Origin of the sequence: Sorangium sp. So ce448 (genome assembly GCF_051520915.1) — a bacterium.
In the GTDB taxonomy this organism is placed as follows: domain Bacteria; phylum Myxococcota_A; class Polyangia; order Polyangiales; family Polyangiaceae; genus Sorangium; species Sorangium cellulosum_B.
In genome coordinates this window covers 6,500,478-6,520,442 of record NZ_CP150343.1, presented here as the reverse complement: position 1 = coordinate 6,520,442, position 19,965 = coordinate 6,500,478, and the positions used below count along the sequence as shown (strand labels likewise).

The 19,965-nt window shown below is 71.3% G+C and carries 17 protein-coding genes; 9 read left to right on the top strand and 8 right to left on the bottom strand.

What is annotated here, in order from left to right; translation table 11 throughout:
• Nucleotides 1–243: 243 nt before the first annotated feature.
• Nucleotides 244–2,820 carry a glycogen/starch/alpha-glucan phosphorylase gene (locus tag WMF45_RS24515; RefSeq protein ID WP_437719256.1) on the bottom strand — a complete coding sequence of 859 codons (2,577 nt, stop codon included), beginning with the start codon at nucleotides 2,818–2,820 and terminating at the stop codon, nucleotides 244–246.
• Nucleotides 2,821–2,876: 56 nt separating this feature from the next.
• Between WMF45_RS24515 and WMF45_RS24510 the strand changes: the two genes are divergently transcribed.
• Nucleotides 2,877–3,032, top strand: a complete 156-nt coding sequence (locus WMF45_RS24510) for a hypothetical protein (protein ID WP_437719255.1) — start codon at nucleotides 2,877–2,879, stop codon at nucleotides 3,030–3,032.
• Between the two features lie 88 nt (nucleotides 3,033–3,120).
• Here WMF45_RS24510 and WMF45_RS24505 read toward each other — a convergent pair whose 3' ends face one another.
• From WMF45_RS24505 to WMF45_RS24495, 3 genes are all read right to left on the bottom strand, one after another.
• Nucleotides 3,121–3,435 (bottom strand): hypothetical protein, encoded by a 315-nt coding sequence (locus WMF45_RS24505; RefSeq protein ID WP_437555088.1) that lies wholly within the window; start codon nucleotides 3,433–3,435, stop codon nucleotides 3,121–3,123.
• A gap of 117 nt (nucleotides 3,436–3,552) precedes the next feature.
• The gene (locus WMF45_RS24500) at nucleotides 3,553–4,335 is read right to left on the bottom strand and encodes a DUF899 domain-containing protein (RefSeq protein WP_437719254.1); all 783 of its coding nucleotides are present in this window, start codon (nucleotides 4,333–4,335) and stop codon (nucleotides 3,553–3,555) included.
• On the bottom strand, nucleotides 4,332–4,484 hold the full coding sequence (locus tag WMF45_RS24495; protein ID WP_012237017.1) for a hypothetical protein: 153 nt from the start codon (nucleotides 4,482–4,484) through the stop codon (nucleotides 4,332–4,334). The genes WMF45_RS24500 and WMF45_RS24495 overlap by 4 nt, the downstream gene beginning before the upstream one ends.
• Nucleotides 4,485–4,583: 99 nt before the next feature.
• Between WMF45_RS24495 and WMF45_RS24490 the strand changes: the two genes are divergently transcribed.
• The 5 genes from WMF45_RS24490 to lspA all read left to right on the top strand — a co-directional run bounded on the left by WMF45_RS24490 (nucleotide 4,584) and on the right by lspA (nucleotide 10,713).
• A complete protein-coding gene (locus WMF45_RS24490; RefSeq protein WP_437719253.1) occupies nucleotides 4,584–5,897 on the top strand; it encodes a helix-turn-helix domain-containing protein in 1,314 nt (437 codons plus the stop codon).
• 38 nt (nucleotides 5,898–5,935) lie between these two features.
• The gene (locus WMF45_RS24485) at nucleotides 5,936–6,589 is read left to right on the top strand and encodes a Vgb family protein (RefSeq protein WP_437719252.1); all 654 of its coding nucleotides are present in this window, start codon (nucleotides 5,936–5,938) and stop codon (nucleotides 6,587–6,589) included.
• Nucleotides 6,590–7,040: 451 nt separating this feature from the next.
• Nucleotides 7,041–8,723 carry a DUF1588 domain-containing protein gene (locus tag WMF45_RS24480; protein WP_437719251.1) on the top strand — a complete coding sequence of 561 codons (1,683 nt, stop codon included), beginning with the start codon at nucleotides 7,041–7,043 and terminating at the stop codon, nucleotides 8,721–8,723.
• Nucleotides 8,724–8,745: 22 nt separating this feature from the next.
• Entirely contained in the window at nucleotides 8,746–10,131 is a 1,386-nt protein-coding gene (locus tag WMF45_RS24475; RefSeq protein WP_437719250.1) for a DUF1552 domain-containing protein, read from the top strand.
• 90 nt (nucleotides 10,132–10,221) lie between these two features.
• Entirely contained in the window at nucleotides 10,222–10,713 is a 492-nt protein-coding gene (gene lspA, locus WMF45_RS24470) for a signal peptidase II (protein ID WP_437719249.1), read from the top strand.
• Nucleotides 10,714–10,730: 17 nt separating this feature from the next.
• Here the strand turns inward: lspA and WMF45_RS24465 are convergent, their stop codons facing one another.
• From WMF45_RS24465 to WMF45_RS24455, 3 genes are all read right to left on the bottom strand, one after another.
• Nucleotides 10,731–11,327, bottom strand: a complete 597-nt coding sequence (locus WMF45_RS24465; RefSeq protein WP_437719248.1) for a hypothetical protein — start codon at nucleotides 11,325–11,327, stop codon at nucleotides 10,731–10,733.
• Between the two features lie 199 nt (nucleotides 11,328–11,526).
• Nucleotides 11,527–11,991, bottom strand: coding sequence for a DUF3565 domain-containing protein (locus tag WMF45_RS24460; protein ID WP_437719247.1), 465 nt, complete (start codon nucleotides 11,989–11,991; stop codon nucleotides 11,527–11,529).
• Between the two features lie 133 nt (nucleotides 11,992–12,124).
• A complete protein-coding gene (locus WMF45_RS24455; protein WP_437719246.1) occupies nucleotides 12,125–13,426 on the bottom strand; it encodes a ferritin-like domain-containing protein in 1,302 nt (433 codons plus the stop codon).
• Between the two features lie 189 nt (nucleotides 13,427–13,615).
• On the opposite strand from WMF45_RS24455, the gene WMF45_RS24450 reads away from it, so the two are divergent.
• From WMF45_RS24450 to WMF45_RS24440, 3 genes are all read left to right on the top strand, one after another.
• A complete protein-coding gene (locus WMF45_RS24450) occupies nucleotides 13,616–14,713 on the top strand; it encodes a Nif3-like dinuclear metal center hexameric protein (protein ID WP_437719245.1) in 1,098 nt (365 codons plus the stop codon).
• 194 nt (nucleotides 14,714–14,907) lie between these two features.
• On the top strand, nucleotides 14,908–17,514 hold the full coding sequence (locus tag WMF45_RS24445; RefSeq protein WP_437719244.1) for a VWD domain-containing protein: 2,607 nt from the start codon (nucleotides 14,908–14,910) through the stop codon (nucleotides 17,512–17,514).
• Between the two features lie 68 nt (nucleotides 17,515–17,582).
• A complete protein-coding gene (locus WMF45_RS24440) occupies nucleotides 17,583–19,052 on the top strand; it encodes an MATE family efflux transporter (RefSeq protein WP_437719243.1) in 1,470 nt (489 codons plus the stop codon).
• Between the two features lie 7 nt (nucleotides 19,053–19,059).
• Here the strand turns inward: WMF45_RS24440 and nudC are convergent, their stop codons facing one another.
• The gene (nudC, locus tag WMF45_RS24435) at nucleotides 19,060–19,905 is read right to left on the bottom strand and encodes an NAD(+) diphosphatase (RefSeq protein WP_437719242.1); all 846 of its coding nucleotides are present in this window, start codon (nucleotides 19,903–19,905) and stop codon (nucleotides 19,060–19,062) included.
• Nucleotides 19,906–19,965 lie beyond the last annotated feature (60 nt).

The window sequence follows — 19,965 nt, the reverse complement described above, 5'->3', positions numbered from 1 at the left end:
GCGGCCGACGAAGCTGGCTCATGCCCCGGAAGCATGCTCCGCCTCGGCGCCCTTCGCCACGCGCGGGCCTGGATTTTCCGTCCGCCGTGGCGCCCGGCTCATGGAACGGGGCCGAGGGTGCTGATGGGTTCGTTCGCGAGCGCCCGCTTGGTCCGGCTTGGTCCGGCTGGCTCCGGCCGGCGGGGCGCCGCCGCCCCGCCGCAGGCGCGCGAGCGGCCTGCGGCGGAGGGCGCGCCGGCGCCGTCACACGAGCGACATGGCCGCGCCGAGGTCGATCTCGACGGGCGTGAGGCCCCAGATGTCGCGCGCGTACTCGCGCACCGTGCGGTCCGAGGAGAACTCGCCCACGCGCGCGATGTTGAGCGCGGACTTGCGCAGCCAGCTCTGCCGGTCGGCGTAGGCCGCCTCGACCTCGCGCTGACAGGCGGAGTAGGCCTTGAAGTCGGCGAGCATCATGTACTCGTCCCGGCCGAGGAGCCGGTCGAGCAGGGGCTGGAAGAGCTCGCGGTACTCCGGGGAGAAGAAGCCCGACGAGATGAGCTCGATCACCTCGCGCAGCTCCGGGTCGGTCGCGACCGCGGTGCGCCCCTCGAAGTGCTCGCTGCGGCGGGCGATGACCTCGTCGGCGGTCAGGCCGAACAGGAAGAAGTTCTCCGGGCCGACGGCGTCGCGGATCTCGATGTTCGCGCCGTCGAGCGTGCCGACGGTGAGCGCGCCGTTCAGCGCGAGCTTCATGTTGCCGGTGCCCGACGCCTCCATGCCCGCGGTCGAGATCTGCTCGGAGACGTCGGCGGCGGGGATGATGCGCTCGGCCAGCGAGACGCGGTAGTTCGGCATGAACGCGACCCGGAGCCCGGTGTGGCGCCGGTCGCCGTTCACGACGTAGGCGACGGCGTGGATGAACTTGATGATGAGCTTCGCCTGCCGGTAGCCGGGCGCCGCCTTGGCGCCGAAGATGAAGGTCCGCGGCACCACCGGCTCGCCGCGCTTCTGGCGCAGGTAGAGCGCGACGATGTGGAGCGCGTTGAGCAGCTGGCGCTTGTACTCGTGGAGGCGCTTGATCTGGACGTCGAAGATCGAGGAGGGGTCGACGTTGACGTCGAGCTCCTGCGCGATGACCTTCGCGAGCGCCACCTTGTTCGCGCGCTTCACCGCGGCGATCCGCTCGATGAACTCCGGGTCCTCGAGGTGGCGCTCGAGCTCGCGCAGCCGCTCGAACTCCGTCACCCACTTCGGGCCGACCTTCTCGGTGACGAGCGCGGCGAGCGCGGGGTTGCAGGCGAGCAGCCACCGCCTGAACGTGACGCCGTTCGTCTTGTTGTTGAACCGCTCGGGCCAGAGGTCGTAGAAGTCGCGGAGCAGGTCGCGCTTGACGAGCTCGGAGTGGAGCTTGGCCACGCCGTTCACCGAGTGCGAGCCGACGACCGCGAGGTGGGCCATGCGCACGTGGCGCTCGTGGCCTTCCTCGATGAGGGACATCCTCGCCACGCGGTCCTGGTCCTGCGGGTGGGCGTCCATGACCTCGCGCAAGAACCGCCGGTTGATCTCGTAGATGATCTCGAGGTGCCGCGGCAGGAGCCGCTCGAAGAGCGCGACGGGCCAGCGCTCGAGCGCCTCGGGCAGCAGGGTGTGGTTCGTGTACCCGAAGGCCCCGACCGTCTGCTTCCACGCGTCTTCCCAGGCGAGCAGGTGGTCGTCGATGAGGACGCGCATCAGCTCGGCGATCGCGATGGCGGGGTGCGTGTCGTTCAGCTGGATGGCGTTCTTCTCGGCGAAGCGCGAGAAGTCCGGGTGGACGCGGTTGTAGCGGTTCACGATGTCGGCGATGGAGCAGGCGACGAAGAAGTACTCCTGCCGGAGGCGCAGCTCCTTGCCCTTGTCGAAGTTGTCGTTCGGGTAGAGGACCTTGGAGATGACCTCCGACTGGTTCTTCTCGTGGACGGCGTGCACGTAGTCGCCGGCGTTGAAGAGCTCGAAGTCGAACTCCTCGCCCGCGCGGGCCGACCAGAGGCGGAGGGTGTTGACGGTGTTCGACTGGTAGCCCGCGATGGGCGTGTCGAACGGGACGCCGATGACCTGCTCGGACGGGCGCCAGACCACGCGGAAGCCGCCGCGCTTGTCGGGGACGCGCTCGGTGTAGCCGCCGAACGAGACCGGGACGGCGTGCTCGGGGCGCTCGACCTCCCAGGGGTTGCCGAAGCGGAGCCACTCGTCGGCGCGCTCGACCTGGTAGCCGTCGCGGATGACCTGCTCGAAGATGCCGAACTCGTACCGGATGCCGTACCCGTAGGTGGGCAGGCCGATCGTGGCCATGGAGTCGAGGAAGCAGGCGGCGAGCCGCCCGAGGCCGCCGTTGCCGAGCCCGGCGTCGGGCTCCTGCTCGACGAGCTCATCGAGGTCGAGGCCGAGCTCGCCGAGCACGGTCTTGAAGCTGTCGTAGATGTCGAGCGCCTGCAGGTTGGCGACGAGCGCCCGGCCGAGGAGGAACTCTGCGGAGAGGTAGTAGCCGCGCTTGACGTCCTGCTCGTAGTAGGTGTGCTGCGTCTTCGTCCACCGGTCGACGAGGCGGTCGCGCGCCGCGAGGGCGATGGCGACGTACCGATCGAACGGCGTGGCGGACAGCGATTCCCGGGCGCGCGAGTAGTGCAGGTGATCGGCGAAGGCGCGGCGCAGCGCAGCCGGGTGCATGCCGGTGCGGGCGTCCGGCGCCGAGTTGCCGCGGAAAAATGCGGCGGGGGTGTCGCGCTGCTGGGTGGTGTTGTCTCGCTGGGCGGGGGTTTCTCTCTGACGGTTGGGGTCGGCGTCGATCGGGTTGGCCATGGCGGCGCACTTTAGACGGATCCGGCCCGCGCTGGTTGGCTGCGCGACGTGCTCGGATGAGGTTCCGTGTGGGCAGGTTGCCCATGGTCCCCGGGCCAAAGTGCGGTAAGAGCGGAATCCAGCCCGGCGACCTGGTGGGGGGCGAGCGCTATCAGCCGGTGCCGCGGGAGAGCGGCGGGATGGCCGACGGCTGGCGGGGCGCGGCGGCGTGAGCAGCGGCGGGCTCACGATCGCCGACGCGGGCGGCGGCCAGGTGCGTCGACCCGCTCCGGCGGTGAAGTCGGGCGCGCTCGCGTCGTCTCAGCGCGGGCAGCCGCCGAGCAGCGGCGCCCCGAGCAGATCGAGCTGCTCGACCGCGCGCTGCGGCCGGCGCGCGCGCAGACCCGCGCCCGTCCCCGGGGCGGCGCTCCAGGAGCTCGCCCGCAGGACGAGCTCCTCGCGGAGCGCCACCAGCTCGCGCGACGGCAGGGTGCTCGTGTCCGTCACGAGCCGCGCTCCGTCACGGTAGCCGGTCCACACGGTGTAGCCGTCCCGTGTGACCTCGATACCGAACCTGGGGCCATAATCCGTGATCTCGTAGCTGCGCCCCAGGGCCAGGAAGCTCCACTTCTTCATCGCGACCGTCTCGCGAGTGTCCGTCGAGGCAGCCGGAGCGGCCAACAAACCGGGGGGCGGGCCCCGCGCACCGCGGCCGGCGGGCGTGATCCGCGCGGAATCCGCGAGGAGTCCGGGTCACTCGGGCCCGCGCGCCGGGGCGGCGCACCCACACGAGCCGCCTTCCCCAGCCGCTTCGCTTTGTGAGGTGTCTTGCGTCGTGGGGTACCTGTCGTGATGGCGGACCCACGCCATCGTGTAAGGGAGCGCGGCCTCGTCCCGGCCGAGGGGCGTGAGATCCAGGTAGTTGTAGGTGCCGATCAGGACATCGAGCCCGCGCGCATAGGTCGAGTAGGTGTGGAAGACCTCGTCGCCTTCGCGGGCGAAGACGCTCAGCCCAGGGGCCTCGGGGAAGGGGGAGCTCGCCTTCTTGAAGTTGTACTCCATATCTCCTCGAGCGCGCTCCTCCTCACGGAACGAGACGTGATAGTCATAGTTGAAGTCCGTCTCACCCGAGGAGACCCACGGGAACGTCCAGCCCATTCGCGCCTTGAACGCCTCGATCCTGGCGAGCGGCGCGCGGGAGACGGCGCAATACGCCGTGTCGCGGGCGGCCAGGTGGACGCGGCCACCCTGGATGTTGTCGGCCACGTACGAGCAGCTCTTGCAGCCTTCGTCCCAGCTCGGCGCGAACATGAAATGGTAGACGAGGAGCTGCCGGCGCTCGCCGAAGAGCTCGCGCAGCGTCAGCTTGCCTGAAGGGGCGTCGAACGCATAGGCCTTGTCGACCCTCACCCACGGCAGCTCTCGGCGCGCGGCGCTCAGCGCGTCGCGCCGCCGGTCGTGCTCTTTCTCTCTCTCGAGCAGCGCGAGGCGCGCCGCCAGCCACTCTTCCCTTGAAGCGATCTTGGCGCGGCTCATCGGCGCTCTCCCTTCGACGCGGGGGCGCCGGCGGCGCTCCTGCCATGGTTCCGGTTCCGGAGCTTCTTGACGGCGATCGCGGTCACCGCGCCGGCGGAGGCCGCCTGGGCGAGGACCCATCCGATGGACGCGAGGCACGCAGGGCACATGGGGATCTCCTCCTGTGGGCGGCGCGCGCGGCGCCTCGCCGCGCCGGCCGCTGACCCGTGGAAATGACCACGGCGCCTCTGGCCGCGACAGCAACATCGATGTCGCGATCCGTTGGCGCGCGCCGCCGGGCGTGCGACGCTGCCGCGATGGATGCGACGGCCGAGGTCCCCGCCGAGCTCGGCGCGCTGGCGGCCCGCTCGCTCGCGGCGGGCGACGCGCTCGACGCGCTGAAGGTGGTCGGCCCCTTCGGAGGTCCACACGCGCTCGCGCTCCGCGGGATCGCGCTCGCGCAGATGGGCGCCTATCCGGAGGCGAAGGCCGCGCTCGGCCGCGCCGCGCGGGCGTTCGCTGCGGCGGGCGCCGAGCGCGCCCGGGCGCGCTCGAGCGCGGCCCTCGCGGAGATCGCGCTCGCGCAGCGGGAGATCGGCGAGGCGTGGCAGGGGCTCGTCGAGGCGGGTGACGCCCTCGAGCGCGCCGGCGATCTCACGAACGCGGCGTGGGCTCGCCTGGGCGCAGCGCGGGCCGCGCTCCTGGAAGGCCGCGTCGCCGAGGCGGAGCGGGCGCTCGCGGCCGTCGAGGCCACGGTCACGATCGACGCGCCGGTGTTCACCAGGGCCGCGCTGGCGCTCGTGCGCGCCGAGGTGCACGCGCGGCTCGTGCGCGCGTCCTCGGCGCGGCGCGCCGCCGAGCAGGCCGTGGCGTGGGCGCGGGCGAGCGGACATCCGCTGCTCATCGCCGAGGCCGAGCGCTTCCTCCGCGCGCACGACGAGCCCGTGGCGCGCCTCGTTCAAGGCGGCCGTGACGAGCCCGTGCGCCTCGCCGATGTCGAGGCCCTGGTCGCCGCGCCCGCGGGGCGGGTCGTCGTGGACGCGCTCCGCCGCCGCGTCCTCGACGGCGGCGAGGTGCGGGCCGACCTCGCGCGCCGACCGATCCTGTTCGCCCTGCTCGAGGCGCTCGCCCGGGCTCACCCGGCGGCGATCGCGAGCGACGCCCTCGCGCGCGCGGCGTTCGGCGTGCGCGCTGTCAACGAGTCCCACCGGCGGCGGCTGCGCGTCGAGGTGGGGCGCCTGCGCGCCGAGCTCGGCGGCGTCGGGGTCGTGCGCGCGCTCGGGAACGCGTACCGCTGGGAGCTCGGCGCGGGCGTGGAGGTGGTCGTCCTCGCGCCGCTCGATCCGGGCGACGCGGGCGCCATCCGCGCGCTCCTCTCGGACGGCGCCGCGTGGAGCGCCTCGGCCATCGGCGCCGCGCTCGGCAAGAGCGCGCGCACGGTGCAGCGCGCGCTCGCGGAGCTCTCGCTCGCGCGCGCGGTCGAGGTCACCGGCAGCGGCCCCTCGCGGCGCTACGCGAGGCCCAGAGCGGCGCTGTCGATCGCGTCACAAATGTTGCTCCTCGGGCTCGCGCTTCCTGGTTGAGTGCGCGTTGAGTGCGCGGGGCGAGGAAGGAGTGGACCGTGAAAGCCCGGAAGGCCGAGATCATCGCGGAGCGCACGTTCGAAGGGGTTGAATCGATTCACGGGGTCGCGTTCGACGGACAGGCGGTGTGGTTCGCGCACGGCGATCGCGGAGACCTCATGTCCACCGAGCCCGAGAGCGGCCGCGTGCTGCGTCGCCTGAAGGCGCCCGCCAGCGCCGGGGTGGCGTTCGACGGGCGCCACCTGTGGGTCGTCGGCGGCGGGAGGATCCGGAAGATCGATCCCGCGAGCGGGGCCGCGGTCGGCGAGGTGCCGGGCTTCGACGCGACGCCCGTGAGCGGGCTCGCGTGGGCCGACGGCGCGCTCTATGCGGGCATCTACCGCGAGGGGAAGATCCTCAAGATCGATCCCGAGCGCGGGGCCGTCCTCCGCACGCTCGTCTCCGATCGGCTCGTCACCGGCGTCACGTGGACCGACGGCGATCTCTGGCACGGCGTGATGTGCGAGGAGGAGGGCGCGCCGTCGGAGCTCCGCCGCGTCGATCCCCGGAGCGGCGAGGTCCTGGACCGGCTCGCGCTGCCGGAGAGCGTGCGCCTCTCCGGCGTCGAGGCGGACGCGAGCGGCCGCCTGTGGTGCGGCGACCCGGCGACAGGCAGGCTCCGCGCGGTGAAGAAGCCGCGAAGAGCGGTCTGATTCAAACTGGGTTCGACCTGCCGGGCGCAGCCGGCCAGGGTTTCTAGACAAACTTACAGCACGAGTGGCACTGCGCCGAAGGGAACGGCTGGGTCGCTGCGCGCGGCGATGATCAGAACCGAACCCTTCGGGAATGTGAAGGCGGGAAGGCGCACGCAGATTTCTGCGTCGATACGATGCCCTCCAGGAGAGGCGGTTCGAGACTGCGACGACACCGGGCGCCGCGAGTCGCTCGCCCGGGGCACGGCGGCCCCGCCGAGAGCAAACTCAAAGAAGGTGCCGCGGGCGAGGGGAGCGAGGCCGCAGCGGGACCTTCGCCATCCACTGCAGCGCAACAATGACGCTGTATGGGCGGCTTCGGGCGGTTTGACTTACGGACAGCGTTTGGACATCCAGCCTCCTCGGCGGGAGCGGTCTCGATCGGCGCCGCGTACCCATGTGGAGATCCGATATGCGTTTTCGTTCTCTGGGCTGGATCTTCGTTCTGGGTTCTCTGGCGCCCGCCTGCACCGGGCAGCTCGGCGATCTGTCGTCGGGAGCGGCTGGCGGCGAGACCGGCAGCGACGTTCCCCCGCCGCAGGCCGACGGCAGCTTGCCGTACGCGGCGCCAACGCCCGCCTCCGCGGCGCTGCGCGCCCGCACATGGCTGCTCACCCCGGAGGAATACGGTCGCTCCGTCCAGGGCTTGCTGGGGATGTCGATCGACGTTTCGGACATGGAGCCCGTGCCGGACAACGGCATCTATCCGAACATGTCCACCAGCGGCCTCGTCCGCGTGACCCTGGCCGAGCAGTACGCGGCCAAGGCCGAGGCCGCGGTGCTCGCGCTCAGCGATCGGCAGCTCAGCGCGCTGATTCCGTGCGGCAAGGTCGACGCGACGTGCAAAACGGACTTCGTGCGCGCGGCGGTCAGCAAGGCGTTCCGGCGGCCCGCGACGGCGGAGGACCTGACCCATTATGGCGAAGTGTTCGATCTCGCCGCCGAGTCCGGGGATCCGGCGCTGCCGTTCCGCTGGGTGCTGAAGGGCGTGCTCAACTCGCCCTATTTCTTGTACCGGACCGAGATCGGCGCGCCGAGCGACGAGGTGAAAGCGGCGTTCCGGCTGACTGACCACGAGATCGCGACCTTCCTTTCGTACAGCGTGCTCGGCGAGCCCCCCTCTGCGACGCTGGTCGCCGCCGCCGATCGCGGTGAGCTGGCCGATCCCGCGCTGCTTCCTGGCCACGTCGACCAGCTGCTCTCGACGCCGGGCGCCGCCGACCAGCTCGGTCACTTCCTCGTCCAGTGGTTGCGGTTGCACACGTTCGAGGCCGAGGTGGAGAAGTTCGAGGACGTGTTCCCCGGCTTCGCCGATGTGAAGGGGGCGATGTTCGCCGAGACGCAGCGCTTCCTCCGCGCGAACGGAGGCATGGAGGGCTCGATCGCGAGCCTGCTCACGGCGCCTGTCCCCGAGGCCGATCCAGCGCTCTCCGGGTTTTACCGCAGCGACGCCTCGGGCGCGGCGGACACCGCGCGGAGCGGCCTGCTCTCCCTCGGCTCCGTGCTCTCCAAGACCGCCAAGCAGTACCTCACGTCCCCGACGCTCCGCGGCCTGTTCATCCGCGATCAGCTGCTGTGCCAGCACATCACGCTGCCCGAGAGCTTCACGCCGCCGCCGATCGAAGAGAGCGAGCTGCGCATGATCCCGAAGACCACGCGCGAGCTGTACGAGACGCACGACGCGCAGGCGGTCTGCAAGAGCTGCCACGCGCTGATCGACAACGTCGGCTTCATGCTCGAGAATTTCGACGGCGCGGGCCGCTATCGGACGCTCGAGCAGTACAGGAGCCCGTCGCTCACCGCGCCCATGGCCACGCCGCGGCCGATCAACGCCGCGGGCCGGCTGCTCAACACCGATGTCGACGGTGAGTACGACAGCGCCGCGGGGCTGGGAGAAGCGCTGTCGCGCAGCACCTGGGTCCGCGAGTGCGTGGCGCGGCAGGCCTTCCGCTTCTATTTCGGCCAGGTCGAGTCTGCGCGCGGTATTCCGCCGGTCGTGCAGGGGACGGCGGCGCTGGATCGCACCGGTCTCCTGCGCGACCTGCTCCTGGCGCGCCTGTCTTCGCCGAGCACGGTGGAGCGCGTGCGCGAATAGCCACCACCATCGAGGATCGAACATGCCCAGGCCCTTCGACGTATCCAGACGAGACATCCTGAAGACGGCGGCCGGCGCGATCTTCCTGGCGCCGCTGCTGCGCCACCGCGAGGTCGAGGCGCAGACCGTCGTGCCCAAGCGGCTGGTGCTGATCTTCACGCCCGACTCGCACCCGCCCGAGTGGTGGCCGACCGGCAGCGGGTCGACGTTCCAGCTCCAGGAGCCGCTCGCCGATTTCCGCGGCCTCGAGAGCAACATGTTGTTCTTGCGCCGGCTCGACCATGCCTGGACGGTCGGGAATCATCACGAGGCGGGCATGGCGCAGCTGTTCACGGGCGCGCGCTTCATCGACGAGAGCTCACACCACGCGAACGGCCCCTCGCTCGATCAGATCCTGCTGAAGAACTCCGACTTGCGCGGCGGCACGCCGCTCGCGAGCATCCACCTGTGCGTCGCCGATCGCGGCGGCGCCGACAAGCGCCATATCATCTCGTACAGCGGCCCCGGCCAGCCCATGACCCACACGGCCGATCCCGCGCGCGCGTTCAACACGATCTTCAGCGGCGTCACCTTCGATGGCGCCGCGCCGACGCCCACGCCCGGCGGCATGCCGGATGCCGTCGCGGCCGCGAAGCGCAAGGCCGACCAGCGCATCCTCCAGATCAACACGCGCGAGCTCAAGACCATCCAGGGCTTCCTCGGCGAGGCCGAGCGCCAGAAGCTGGAACTCCACGTGGAAGCGCTGTTCGAGCTCGAGAAGCGCATCGCGGGCATGGGCGGCGGCACGTCGGTCCCGGCCGGCGCGGCGTGCGAGCGCGCGGACACCTCGGGCTACAACGGCAGCACCAACAACGCGACCACGATCACGCGCTGGGCGCAGATCCAGGCCGACATCATCGTGAGCGCGTTCACGTGTGATCGCACGCGGGTCGCGGACTACCACTTCAGCTTCTCCGGCGGCCACCACGAGGGCCTCCTCGGCTTCGGTCAGAGCTGGCACGACGTGGTCGCGCACGTCAGCCGCACGAACGACAGCGTCAGCGTCGGTGGTGAGCCGATGACCACGCGCCAGGCCTTCATGCTGTTCGATCGTTTCTGGGCGAGCCATATCGCATACCTGGCGAAGCGGCTCGCGGGCATCCGCGAGGGCAGCGGCACGATGCTCGACAACACGATCCTGCTCTGGGGCGTGGAGAGCGGCACGAACCACAGCCACAACCCGCGGGACATGCAGTATCTGGTCATCGGCGGGAAGAACCTGGGCGTGAACGTGGGCCAGTACATCAACAACACCACCGCGCAGAGCTCGAACAAGCTGCTCACGTCCGTGATGAACGCGCTCGGCCACGCCGCGACGGGCATCGGCATCGAGCCGAACTGCGGGCCGCTGCCGGGCTTTCTCGCCTGAAGCCCGCTCGGGGGCGGCGCTGGCTCCACACCGTCCTCGCTCGAGCGAGAGACCGGGAACAAACCGCCAGGGCGCCGTGTTCCGTCGGCCATGGCGCGACGTGTGATGGGCTGGGTGCTGATTCTGTTCACGCTAGCCCTGGTGGGGTGTGATCATGCGACCAAGGCGGTCGCGCAGGCCGCGCTCGAGCGGCGAGGTCCCCTGTCGATCGTGCCGGGGGTGCTCGATCTCCGCTACGCCGAGAACCGCGACATGGCCTTCAGCCTGCTCCGGGGCATCCAGTCGCCGGCGAAGGTGGCGATCCTCCTGGTGTGCTCGATGGTCGTCCTCGGCGTGGTGCTCCTGGGCTGGTGGAGCAGCCGCCGCGCTTCGGTCACCGAGCAGGCCGGGTACGCGCTCATCGTCGCCGGCGCGGTCGGGAACGCGATCGATCGCGGCGTCCGCGGCTACGTCATCGACTTCATCCACCTTCACCGCTGGCCGGTGTTCAACGTCGCTGACATCGCCATCGTGGCGGGCGGGATCCTGCTCGGGATCGCGATGTTCCGGCGCGCGCGCCAGGAGCCACGCGAGGTGTCCTGAGAGTAGCGCAGCTGGGCTCAGTTACAGAGCAGCTTCTTGAGCTCATCCATGGTCTTGGGCTTCGCGCCCGCCAGGGCGGCGGAGGCGATCTGCTGCGTCTTCTTGGCCCTGGAGCAATCGTCAGGCCGGTTGGGCGCCTGCTCCAGCAAGGGGCCGAGCTTCTCCGTGGGACCTTTCGCGTGCTTCTTGATGCAGAGCACGGGCTCGCCTTCGTGCACATAGTACCGGCGCTGCGTGACGCTGCTCGTCGTCGCCGGCTTGTCCGGCGTACCCCTCGTCCCGTCAAAGGCCCAGGATCCATCGTCGTGCAGCGCGAAGACCAGCTGGCCCTGGTCGTAGTAGAACTGGTACGTCGACTCGCCGTGCCCCGCGTCGGCGGCCGCGATCTCCGCCTTCTGGATCGCGCCGTCCGCCTGGTATAGCCGGAGCTCGCCGCGTCCCTCGCCGCCTGCGCACTCGAAGCGGAGCTCGCTTCGCGTCAGGTCCTTGCGGGCCTGGATGTCCTGATACCTGGCCCTGATCTTCTGGATCCGCGGATCGTCGACGCTCACCTTGGAGCCGTCGGCGGTGTCCGTGGCGGCCTGGGGGGCTGCCGCGGGCGCCGGGCTTTCCACGGCGGAGGTGGCGGCCGGGGGCGCTGTCGCGCCGGGCGCCGGAGCTCGGCCTGGTTCCGCAGGAGCCGCGGAGACGCTCGCAGACGGGGTGGGAGAAGGCGGGCTACAGCCGATGACGGCGGCGACCAGCAGGGCGATGGAGGATCGGCTCATGAGGACCCAGAACGCTCGGTGCGACCGTCCCATTCGACGGGTCGGGTTACCCGCCCTTGCGTCGAAACTCCACGAAGAACCGCACCGGGCCGTCGGGGTCGACGTGGTGCAGCACCTCGGGGACGACGATCCCTCGGCTCTCTGGATCGAGAGAGAGCTCTCGACCGCCGAGCCCATCGATCCGGTAGCGCAGCCGCCCCGAGATCACGTGGATCACCCCCCATACGCCGGGCTTGGTGGAATGGTTCTTTCGCAGGCCGGAAGGGATCGTGAGCTCGTCGAACTCGGCCGTGCGCTTGTACGCGACCAGCCCGTCGGGCATCTCGAGCCGATCGCAGCGCACGCAGTCGAGCTCGGTGCCGAGCATCGATGCGCGGCCCTCGGACGTGACGACCCAGGGGCGCAAGAGGAACGGCGGCTTGTGCCGGACGTGCTGGCCATGTCCACAGCTCAGCTCGGCCACCCAATCGTTCGCATCGTCCTGATGGTAGCCTGTGATCGTTCGGCGCATCGTCTCGATCTACTGACCGTCTTCTGGATGTTTTTCCACTCGATCTGCGTGCGGCGTGTCCGGAGCGAGCTGCGCCTGCGCATCGTCCATCTTCCACGTTCCACCTTCCGGTACACGCCGGATCGCGTCCTCGCTAGGACCACGCGCCCAGCAGCGCGCGCATCGCAGGCGCGATGACCTCCGCGACCGCGCGGCGGTGGGAGGCGGCCAGCGCCGCGCCGTCAGGGCGCCCGTGGGCGGCGAGGGCGTCGGCCTCGGCGTCCGGCGCCGTGGCGGCCGGAGGAGGCGAGGCGAGGGCCGCCTCGAAGGCCTCGGAGACCGCCCGGCGCACCGGCTCGCCGCCCGTCTGGAGCGCCCAGGCCACGAAGCGCCACGCGAGCTCGGCGTGCCGGGCCTCGTCCTCGGCGATCGTGGCAAGGGCGCTCCGGACCGCGGCGTCGGTGGCGCGCGAGCGCTGCTCGCTGGCTTGCACGGCGGCGAGCGTCTCACCGACGCAGCCCTCGCGGACGGCGCGCGCCGCGAGCTCGGGCAGGCCCGAGGCGACCTCGACCCGCCCGCCGAACGCGAACGGCGCCGGCGCGAGCGCCGCGCCCGCGTACGCGCTCGCCAGGCCGAAGCAGAGCGCCGCGTGGCGCACCTCGTCGCCCGCGGCCTCGTGCGCGGCCGCGAGCATGTCCGGCGGGGCCCCGACCGCCATCAGCTCCAGCGCGAAACGCGCGAAGGAGGCGACCGACGCGTGCTCGAGCAAGGCGTCGCGGAGCCATGCCTCGGCCAGCGCGGCGCGGGTCGACTGCGTCAACGCCGCCACGTCCGGGTGCGCCGCGGCGCGCCACCCGCTCGCCGCTCGCCGCTCTGCCCGCGCCGTGCGCGCGCGCTCGCCCACGAGGAACGGACGGCCTGTGCCGCCGCAGGTCGCGACGAACTCGTAGCAGCACTCGCTGCCTCGGAGGACACCTTCACCGAGGCTTGTGTACCAGCACCCCGCGGGCGCGCCGGGCGGCGGCCCCGGGACGGAGGAGCCGTAGAGGTCGAAGGTCGGGCACGTGCCCGCGGGTGAGCCGCCGATGCCGCCCTCGCCGGCACTCGCCCCTTCGCCGGGAGCTCCCCCGACACCGCCCTGTCCTCCCTGTCCCGAGGGCCCGAGGGCGACACAGACAGTTCCTTCCTCGGTCCACTGGACGCCGCCGGCCTGGATTGACGTGACGGCATCGCCGCCTGGCCCGCCATTCCCGCCCATCCCTCCGCGCGCCCCCGAGCTCTCGTCGCCCGACGCGGGGCCACCGCCTCCGCCCGACGCGCGCTCCAGGGTGACGTCGCCGCCGCAGGCGGCGCCTCCAACTGCCACGTTGAGCGTCGCGGTGGCGAGGATCGCGCGCGTCAGCTGGTGAGCGAGCGCGATCCGGAATTGAGCCGGAGAAGAGGGGGTACTGGGCATGGTGCCAGAGAACAGCACCATCCATACCAGCGCAGGATCCGCGGGCGCAGCCTCTCGGCGCACGGATGACCGGCACAGCATGGCACAGGCCTGGTCTGCATCGATTGCGCCGCTGCCGCGGCGAGCCCTCGCGGGCGGCGCGATGCCGCTGCGCACCGAACCGCGGTCGCCGCTGGTATAGAGGCGCTCATGACCCTCCTCCGAGACGTCCTTTCAGCGCTCGAGTCGATCGCGCCGCTCCGGTTCGCGGAGTCCTGGGACAACGTCGGCTTGCTCGCGGGCGACCCGGCGCGGCCCTCGTCGGCGGCGCTCCTCGCCATCGATTACACCCCCGAGGTCGCCCGGGAGGCGCGCGATCTCGGCTGCGATCTCGTCGTCGCCTACCATCCGCCCCTCTTCGAGGCCGTCAAGCGCATGGTCGCGCCGAGCCCGATCTTCGCGGCCATCCGCGACGGCATCGCGCTGTACTCGCCCCACACAGCGCTCGACGTCGCCGAGGGCGGCACCAACGATGTCCTCGCCGACGCGCTCGGGATCTCGGCGGACCGCGCGCCGCTCCGGCGGGCGCCAGCCAAGGCGTGGCAGCACAAGCTCGTCGTCTTCGTCCCGGAGGATCACGCCGACGCGGTGGCCGACGCCCTCGCCGAGGCGGGCGCGGGCCAGATCGGCCGGTATTCGCGCTGCAGCTTCCGCACGCTGGGGACGGGCACGTTCTTCGGGGAGGAGGGCACGAGCCCCACGGTCGGCGAGAAGGGTCGGCTCGAGCGCGTCCCCGAGGTGCGGCTGGAGATGGTCTTCCCCCGCGACCGGACCGCCGCGGTCGTGCAGGCGATGCGCGCAGCGCACCCCTACGAGGAGGTGGCGTTCGACCTCGTCGAGCTCGCCGCCGAGCCGCTCAGGGCCGGCATCGGGCGGATCGGGCCGCTCGCCGGCGCGGCGCCGGTCTCCGAGCTGCTCGGCCGCATCAAGGAGGGCCTCGGGGTCGACGCCTTGCTCGTGGCCGGCCCCGAGCAGCGCGCCGTCTCCCGTGCGGCCACGTGCGCCGGCGCGGGCGGCGCGCTCCTCGAAGACGCCATCGCACAGGGCGCCGAGCTCTACCTGACCGGCGAGCTGCGCCACCACGACGCCCTCCGCGCGGCGAGCGCGGGTGTCACCGTGGTGTGCGCGCTGCACTCGAACAGCGAGCGCGCCGCGCTGAAGCGCCTCGCAGAGCGCCTGCGCGCCGCGGTGCCGTCGCTGCGCGTCGCCATCAGCGCGCGCGACCGGGATCCGTTCTCGATCCGCTGATGGCGCGGCTACCTTGACCTGGGTCGTATCGCCGCCCCACCGGGCGAAGAAGGCACTTTCTGCATATGCGTACGGTGTTTGGACTCCTGCTTGCCGTTGCCGGGATCGCTACCGCTGCTTCTTGTAAATCGTCTCCCCCTCAGCCGGGCTCATGCACGGATGCGCCGCTCATCGGGTTCGCCAACCAGGGAGCATTGTACCGACACGATGAGTCTGTCAACGTCTTCACCGAGGGGGTGGACCGTGCTCGCCAGCTCGGCGCGCGGGCAATTCACGTCTCGCTCCGTCCTGACAAGTCGACCCACGAAGGGACCGTCGACTCCGAAAGGTGGCTCTCGGTCAGCAGTCCCTTGGAGGCGGCGCAGCGGCCCTTCGTCACCCGCGCGCTCGGCGACCCCAACCTCCGTCTCGTTGCGATGAGCGTCTCCGCCATGACCGGGCCGGGGGCCTACATCGAGAACATGTACCACGGAGGCAGCACCGGTACGGCGGAGACGGTGCTGCAGCTCGAGAAGCGACAGCATTACGAGCTCGCTCGCTACCTCCTCGAAGAGTACAACGGAACGAAGAAGACGTTCGTCATCAAGAACTGGGAGGGCGACTGGCTGTTCCTGCGCGCTAAAGCCGACGGGTCAGACACGAGCTGCTTGCCCGAGCCGTCAGCGGAAGACGTGAAGAAGACCATCGATTGGTTCCGCGCGAAGCAGGAGGGGGTCGCGCAGGCTCGAGCCGCCGTGGCCTCGGACGTCAAGGTCTACTTCGCGGTGGAGGTCAACCGGGTGCGCGAGGCGCTGGGGCTCGATTGCCGTCGCAAGCTGCTGCGCCTGGCGCACCTCCTGCCGTTCATCGGGCCGGACATGGTGAGTTACTCGTCGTACGACTCCATGCTGCAGGGGGCGAACGACGCCGCGACGGAGATGTCCTTGAACCAGGCGCTCGACTTTCTCTATGACGACGTGGCGCAGCGTACCGCGTTCGTTCAGCTCGTTCCGGAGCTGGCCGAGTTGCCGACGTTTCCGCCGGATCCGATGGCTCTCGGCAACGGGCAGGTCATCATCTCCGAGTTCGGCCTGCCGGAGCTGGAATATCCAGAGGCCGAGGTGCGACGTCGCATCAACAATGTGCTGAACGTCGCACGGGGTGGGCGGCTGGCTGCAGCGTTCTACTGGCAGCTCTACGACAACGAGGGCCGGGGGTTCTATCTCTACAAGCCGGATGGGACCGAGTCGGTCGCGCTCGACGAGCTGAAGCGCAAGGCGGGCTGGTGCCCTGAGGGAGATGGAGGTGGGGGCGGCGGGGCAGGGGGAGATGGCGGCAACGGGGCAGGCGGCAGCGGCGGGGCAGGGGGAGATGGCGGCAACGGGGCAGGCGGCAGCGGCGGGGCAGGGGGCGCCGGCGGCGATGGGGCAGGTGGCAGCGGTGCTGGCGGCAGCGGCGGGGCAGGGGGTGCCGGCGGCGACGGGGCAGGTGGCAGCGGTGCTGGCAGCAGCAGCGGGGCAGGTGGCGCCGGCAGCGGATCGGGCTCGGGCAGCGGGGCAGGAGGATCGAGCGGAGGGATGCCTGGCGCGTCCGCCGTGGGTGACCCCCACATGGTCACGTTCGATGGATTGGCCTACGATTTCCAGGCGGTCGGCGAGTTCGTCGTCCTCGAATCCACCTCGGGAGCACCGCTCGTCGTTCAAGCCCGCCAGGCATCTCTGGGAGCATCGCGTCGCGTCTCCGTCAACACGGCCGTGGCAACCGCGCTGGGCGCCGACCGCATCGCGCTCTATGCGGGGAGATCGCCTCCGCTCTATGTGAATGGAACCGCGACGGCCCTCGCGGACGGGGCCGCCCTCACCCTGGCCGGTGGAGGCCAGGTGCTCCTCGAGAGCACCAAGTACACGCTCATCTGGCCTCCGGCCGAGGGCGAGCGAGCCGAGATCACGGTGGCAGCGGATCACCTCGATCTTCGGTTCCTGCTTCCGCCATCAGGGAGGGGGCAGGTTCGCGGGCTGTTCGGCAACTTCAACGACGAGGGTTCCGACGACGTCGCCACCCGCACAGGCGCGGTCCTGATCTCGCCGACGTTCCAGGAGCTCTATGCCTCCTTCGCCGAGAGCTGGAGGATCGCCCGGGAGGAGTCTCTGTTCGACTATGCCGAGGGAGAGAGCACCGACACCTTCACGGATCGGACGCTCCCCGAGCGGCCCGCTTTGCTCCGCGATGTGCCGGACGACCAGCGCGCGTCGGCGAGGCAGGTCTGCAGCGACCGGGGCGTCACGGACCCGACGCTCCTGGCGTGGTGCACCCTCGACGTCGCGCTGAGCGGTGATCCAAGCTATGCCGACAGCGTCGCGGTGGCCCAGCCTCCGAGCTCGACCTTCGAGGTGCTCGTCAACCTCGCCGCCGCGAGGCCCGTCACGGCGGACGGAGCGCCTCGAGGAGATCTGCAGTTCGTCACCGATACGACGTTCGCGCCGGAAGGTCAGCCCTGGGATGATCCGATGTATTCCGTGGTCACCCCCGAGGGCACGTCGCTCACGGTCGACCTGGGAGCGATCTACTCCCTCGCTCGCGTCGTGGTGCAGGCCGACAACAACGACGAGTACCTCGTCGAGTCGTCCACGGATGGGGCGACATGGGTCCCTCTGGCGGCCGTGCCCACGTTCGGGGGGGGCGGGACGCGCACGCGGCCGGTCCATGCGCTCCCGGGGAGGGTCGAGGCTCGCTACGCGAGGATCCGGGCGACCTCCGGAGACGCGTCGTACTCCGTCTCGGAAATCGAGCTCTATGGGCCGGTGAACCCCGTCGGGCCGTGAGGTGAACCGCGCGCGGCCAGCGAAGCCGCTGGACGAAGCGGCCCGCAGCGATCAGCTTGCCGGCCCTCATGCGCGACCCCGGCACGCCACCCGCCCCCGACCTGCGCGCGGACGCTCTTGCACCCTCGCCGCCCTCGCCCGGCTCGCGCCGCGGCGCGGGCGTCTGGTCCACGCTCCGCGACGCGGTCCGCGGCGGCGAGCACGACTTCACCACCGGCTCCATCGACCGGGCGATCGCCCTGCTCGCGATCCCGATGGTCATGGAGATGCTCATGGAGTCGCTGTTCGTCGTGGTCGACGTCTTCTGGGTCTCGCGGCTCGGGGCCGACGCCGTCGCCGCCGTCGGGCTCACGGAGTCGCTCCTCGCGCTCGTCTACGCCATCGCGATGGGCCTCGCGGTCGCCGCGTCCGCGACGGTCGCGCGGCGGGTCGGCGAGGGGCGCCACGAGGAGGCGGCCGCCATGGCGGGGCAGGCGATCGTGCTCGGCCTGCTCATCTCGCTGCCGATCTCGGCGGTCGGCGCGCTGCTCGGGTCGCGGCTGCTCGCGGTGATGGGGGCGACGCCCGGGGTGATCGCGATCGGCGCGCCGTTCGCCTCGATGATGCTGCTCGGCAACGCGACGATCCTGATGCTGTTCGTCATCAACGCGATCTTCCGCGGGGCGGGCGACGCGGCGCTGTCGATGCGGGTGCTCTGGCTGTCGAACGCGCTGAACATGGCGCTCGGCCCGTGCCTCATCTTCGGCCTCGGCCCGTTCCCGGAGCTCGGCGTGGCGGGCGCGGCGGTCGGGACGACCCTTGGCCGCGGGACCGGCGTCGCGCTGCAGGTCTTCTTCCTCACGCGCGGCAGCGGCCGGGTGAAGGTGCGAGCGCGGCACCTCGTCCCCGACCTGGGCGCGCTCGCGGCGCTGCTCCGGCTCTTCGCGAACGGCGCGCTGCAAAACGTCATCGGCATGGCGAGCTGGAGCGGCCTTGTGCGCATCATCGCGCCCTTCGGGAGCGCGGCGCTCGCCGGTTACACGATCGGGATGCGCGTCATCGTGTTCGCGATCCTGCCGGCGCTCGGGCTCTCGAACGCCGCCGCGACCCTCGTCGGGCAGAACCTTGGCGCGGGTCGCCCCGACCGGGCCGAGGCCGCCGTGTACCGCGCGGGCATCTGGACCACCGTCATGCTCGGCGCGGTGGGCGTCGTCTTCGCGGTGGGCGCCCGCGCCATCGTCGGCGCGTTCACGGACGACGCCGAGGTGCTCCGGTTCGGCACGCAGACGCTGCGGATCCTCTCGTGCGGGTTCCTGTTCTACGGCTTCGGCCTGGTGTTCACGCAGGCGTTCAACGGCGCCGGCGACACCTGGACGCCCACGCTGCTGAACTTCGCCTGCTTCTGGCTCTGGGAGATCCCGCTCGCCTGGGGCCTCTCGGGCGCCGCGGAGCTCGGCCCGGCGGGCGTGTTCGTCGCGATCGCGGTGGCGTTCTCGACGCTCGCCGTCGCGGGCGGGCTCGTGTTCCGCCGCGGCGCGTGGAAGCTGCGGCGCGTCTGAGGCGCCGCTACCGCGCCGGCCGCGCGAGCCAGGCCTCGATGAGCTTCCGGGCGATGCTGAGCGGCGGCGGCAAGAGCGGCAGCGCGTCGCGGTGGAACCAGCGCGCGTCCTCGAGCTCGCGCGTGTCGACGCGGAGCTCGCCGCCGGCGTAGCGCGCGGTGAAGCCGACCATGATCTGGTGGGGGAAGGGCCACGGCTGGCTGCCGAAATAGATGATGTCGGCGACGTCGACGCCCGTCTCCTCGTGGACCTCGCGCGCGACGCACGTCTCCAGCGTCTCGCCCGGCTCGACGAACCCGGCGACGAGGCCGTACATGCCCGCAGGGAACCGCGCCTGGCGCGTCATCAGGACGCGCGGGCCGTCCTCGACGAGAACGATCGTCGCCGGCGTGATCCGGGGGAAGTAGTTGCTCGCGCAGCGGACGCAGCGCTTGACGCGCTCGTCCTGCCCGGCCTCGAGCGCGGCGCCGCACGCCGCGCAGTACTGGTGCGCCTTGTCCCAGTGCTGCACCTGGTACGCCGTGCCCGCGATCTCGAACAGCTCCGGATCGATGCGCCCGTGGAGGCGCCGCAGCGAGACGTAGGCGTACCCCGCCGGCGCCGGCGCGCCCTGCGCGAGCTCGGCCGAGCGGCAGGCGCGCCCGTCCAGCTCGCCGAGCGGCTGCGCGCGCGTGACGACGACGCCGAGGTCGGCGAGATCGGCCGCGATCGGGAGGTCGAAGCGATCGCCGCCGCCGTCTTCTGACGCTCGCGCGTGGACGAGGAGATCGTCGCCGTGGAACGCGAACCACGCGATCTCGGCGGGCGCCGAGCTCGGACGGCCGAGCCCGGCGCGGAAGCGGGAGGACGGCATGGCGTTACCTTGGGCAGAGCCGCGCGGGTTCCCTGTCGAGGCGTCGCTCAGGGGCGCCGA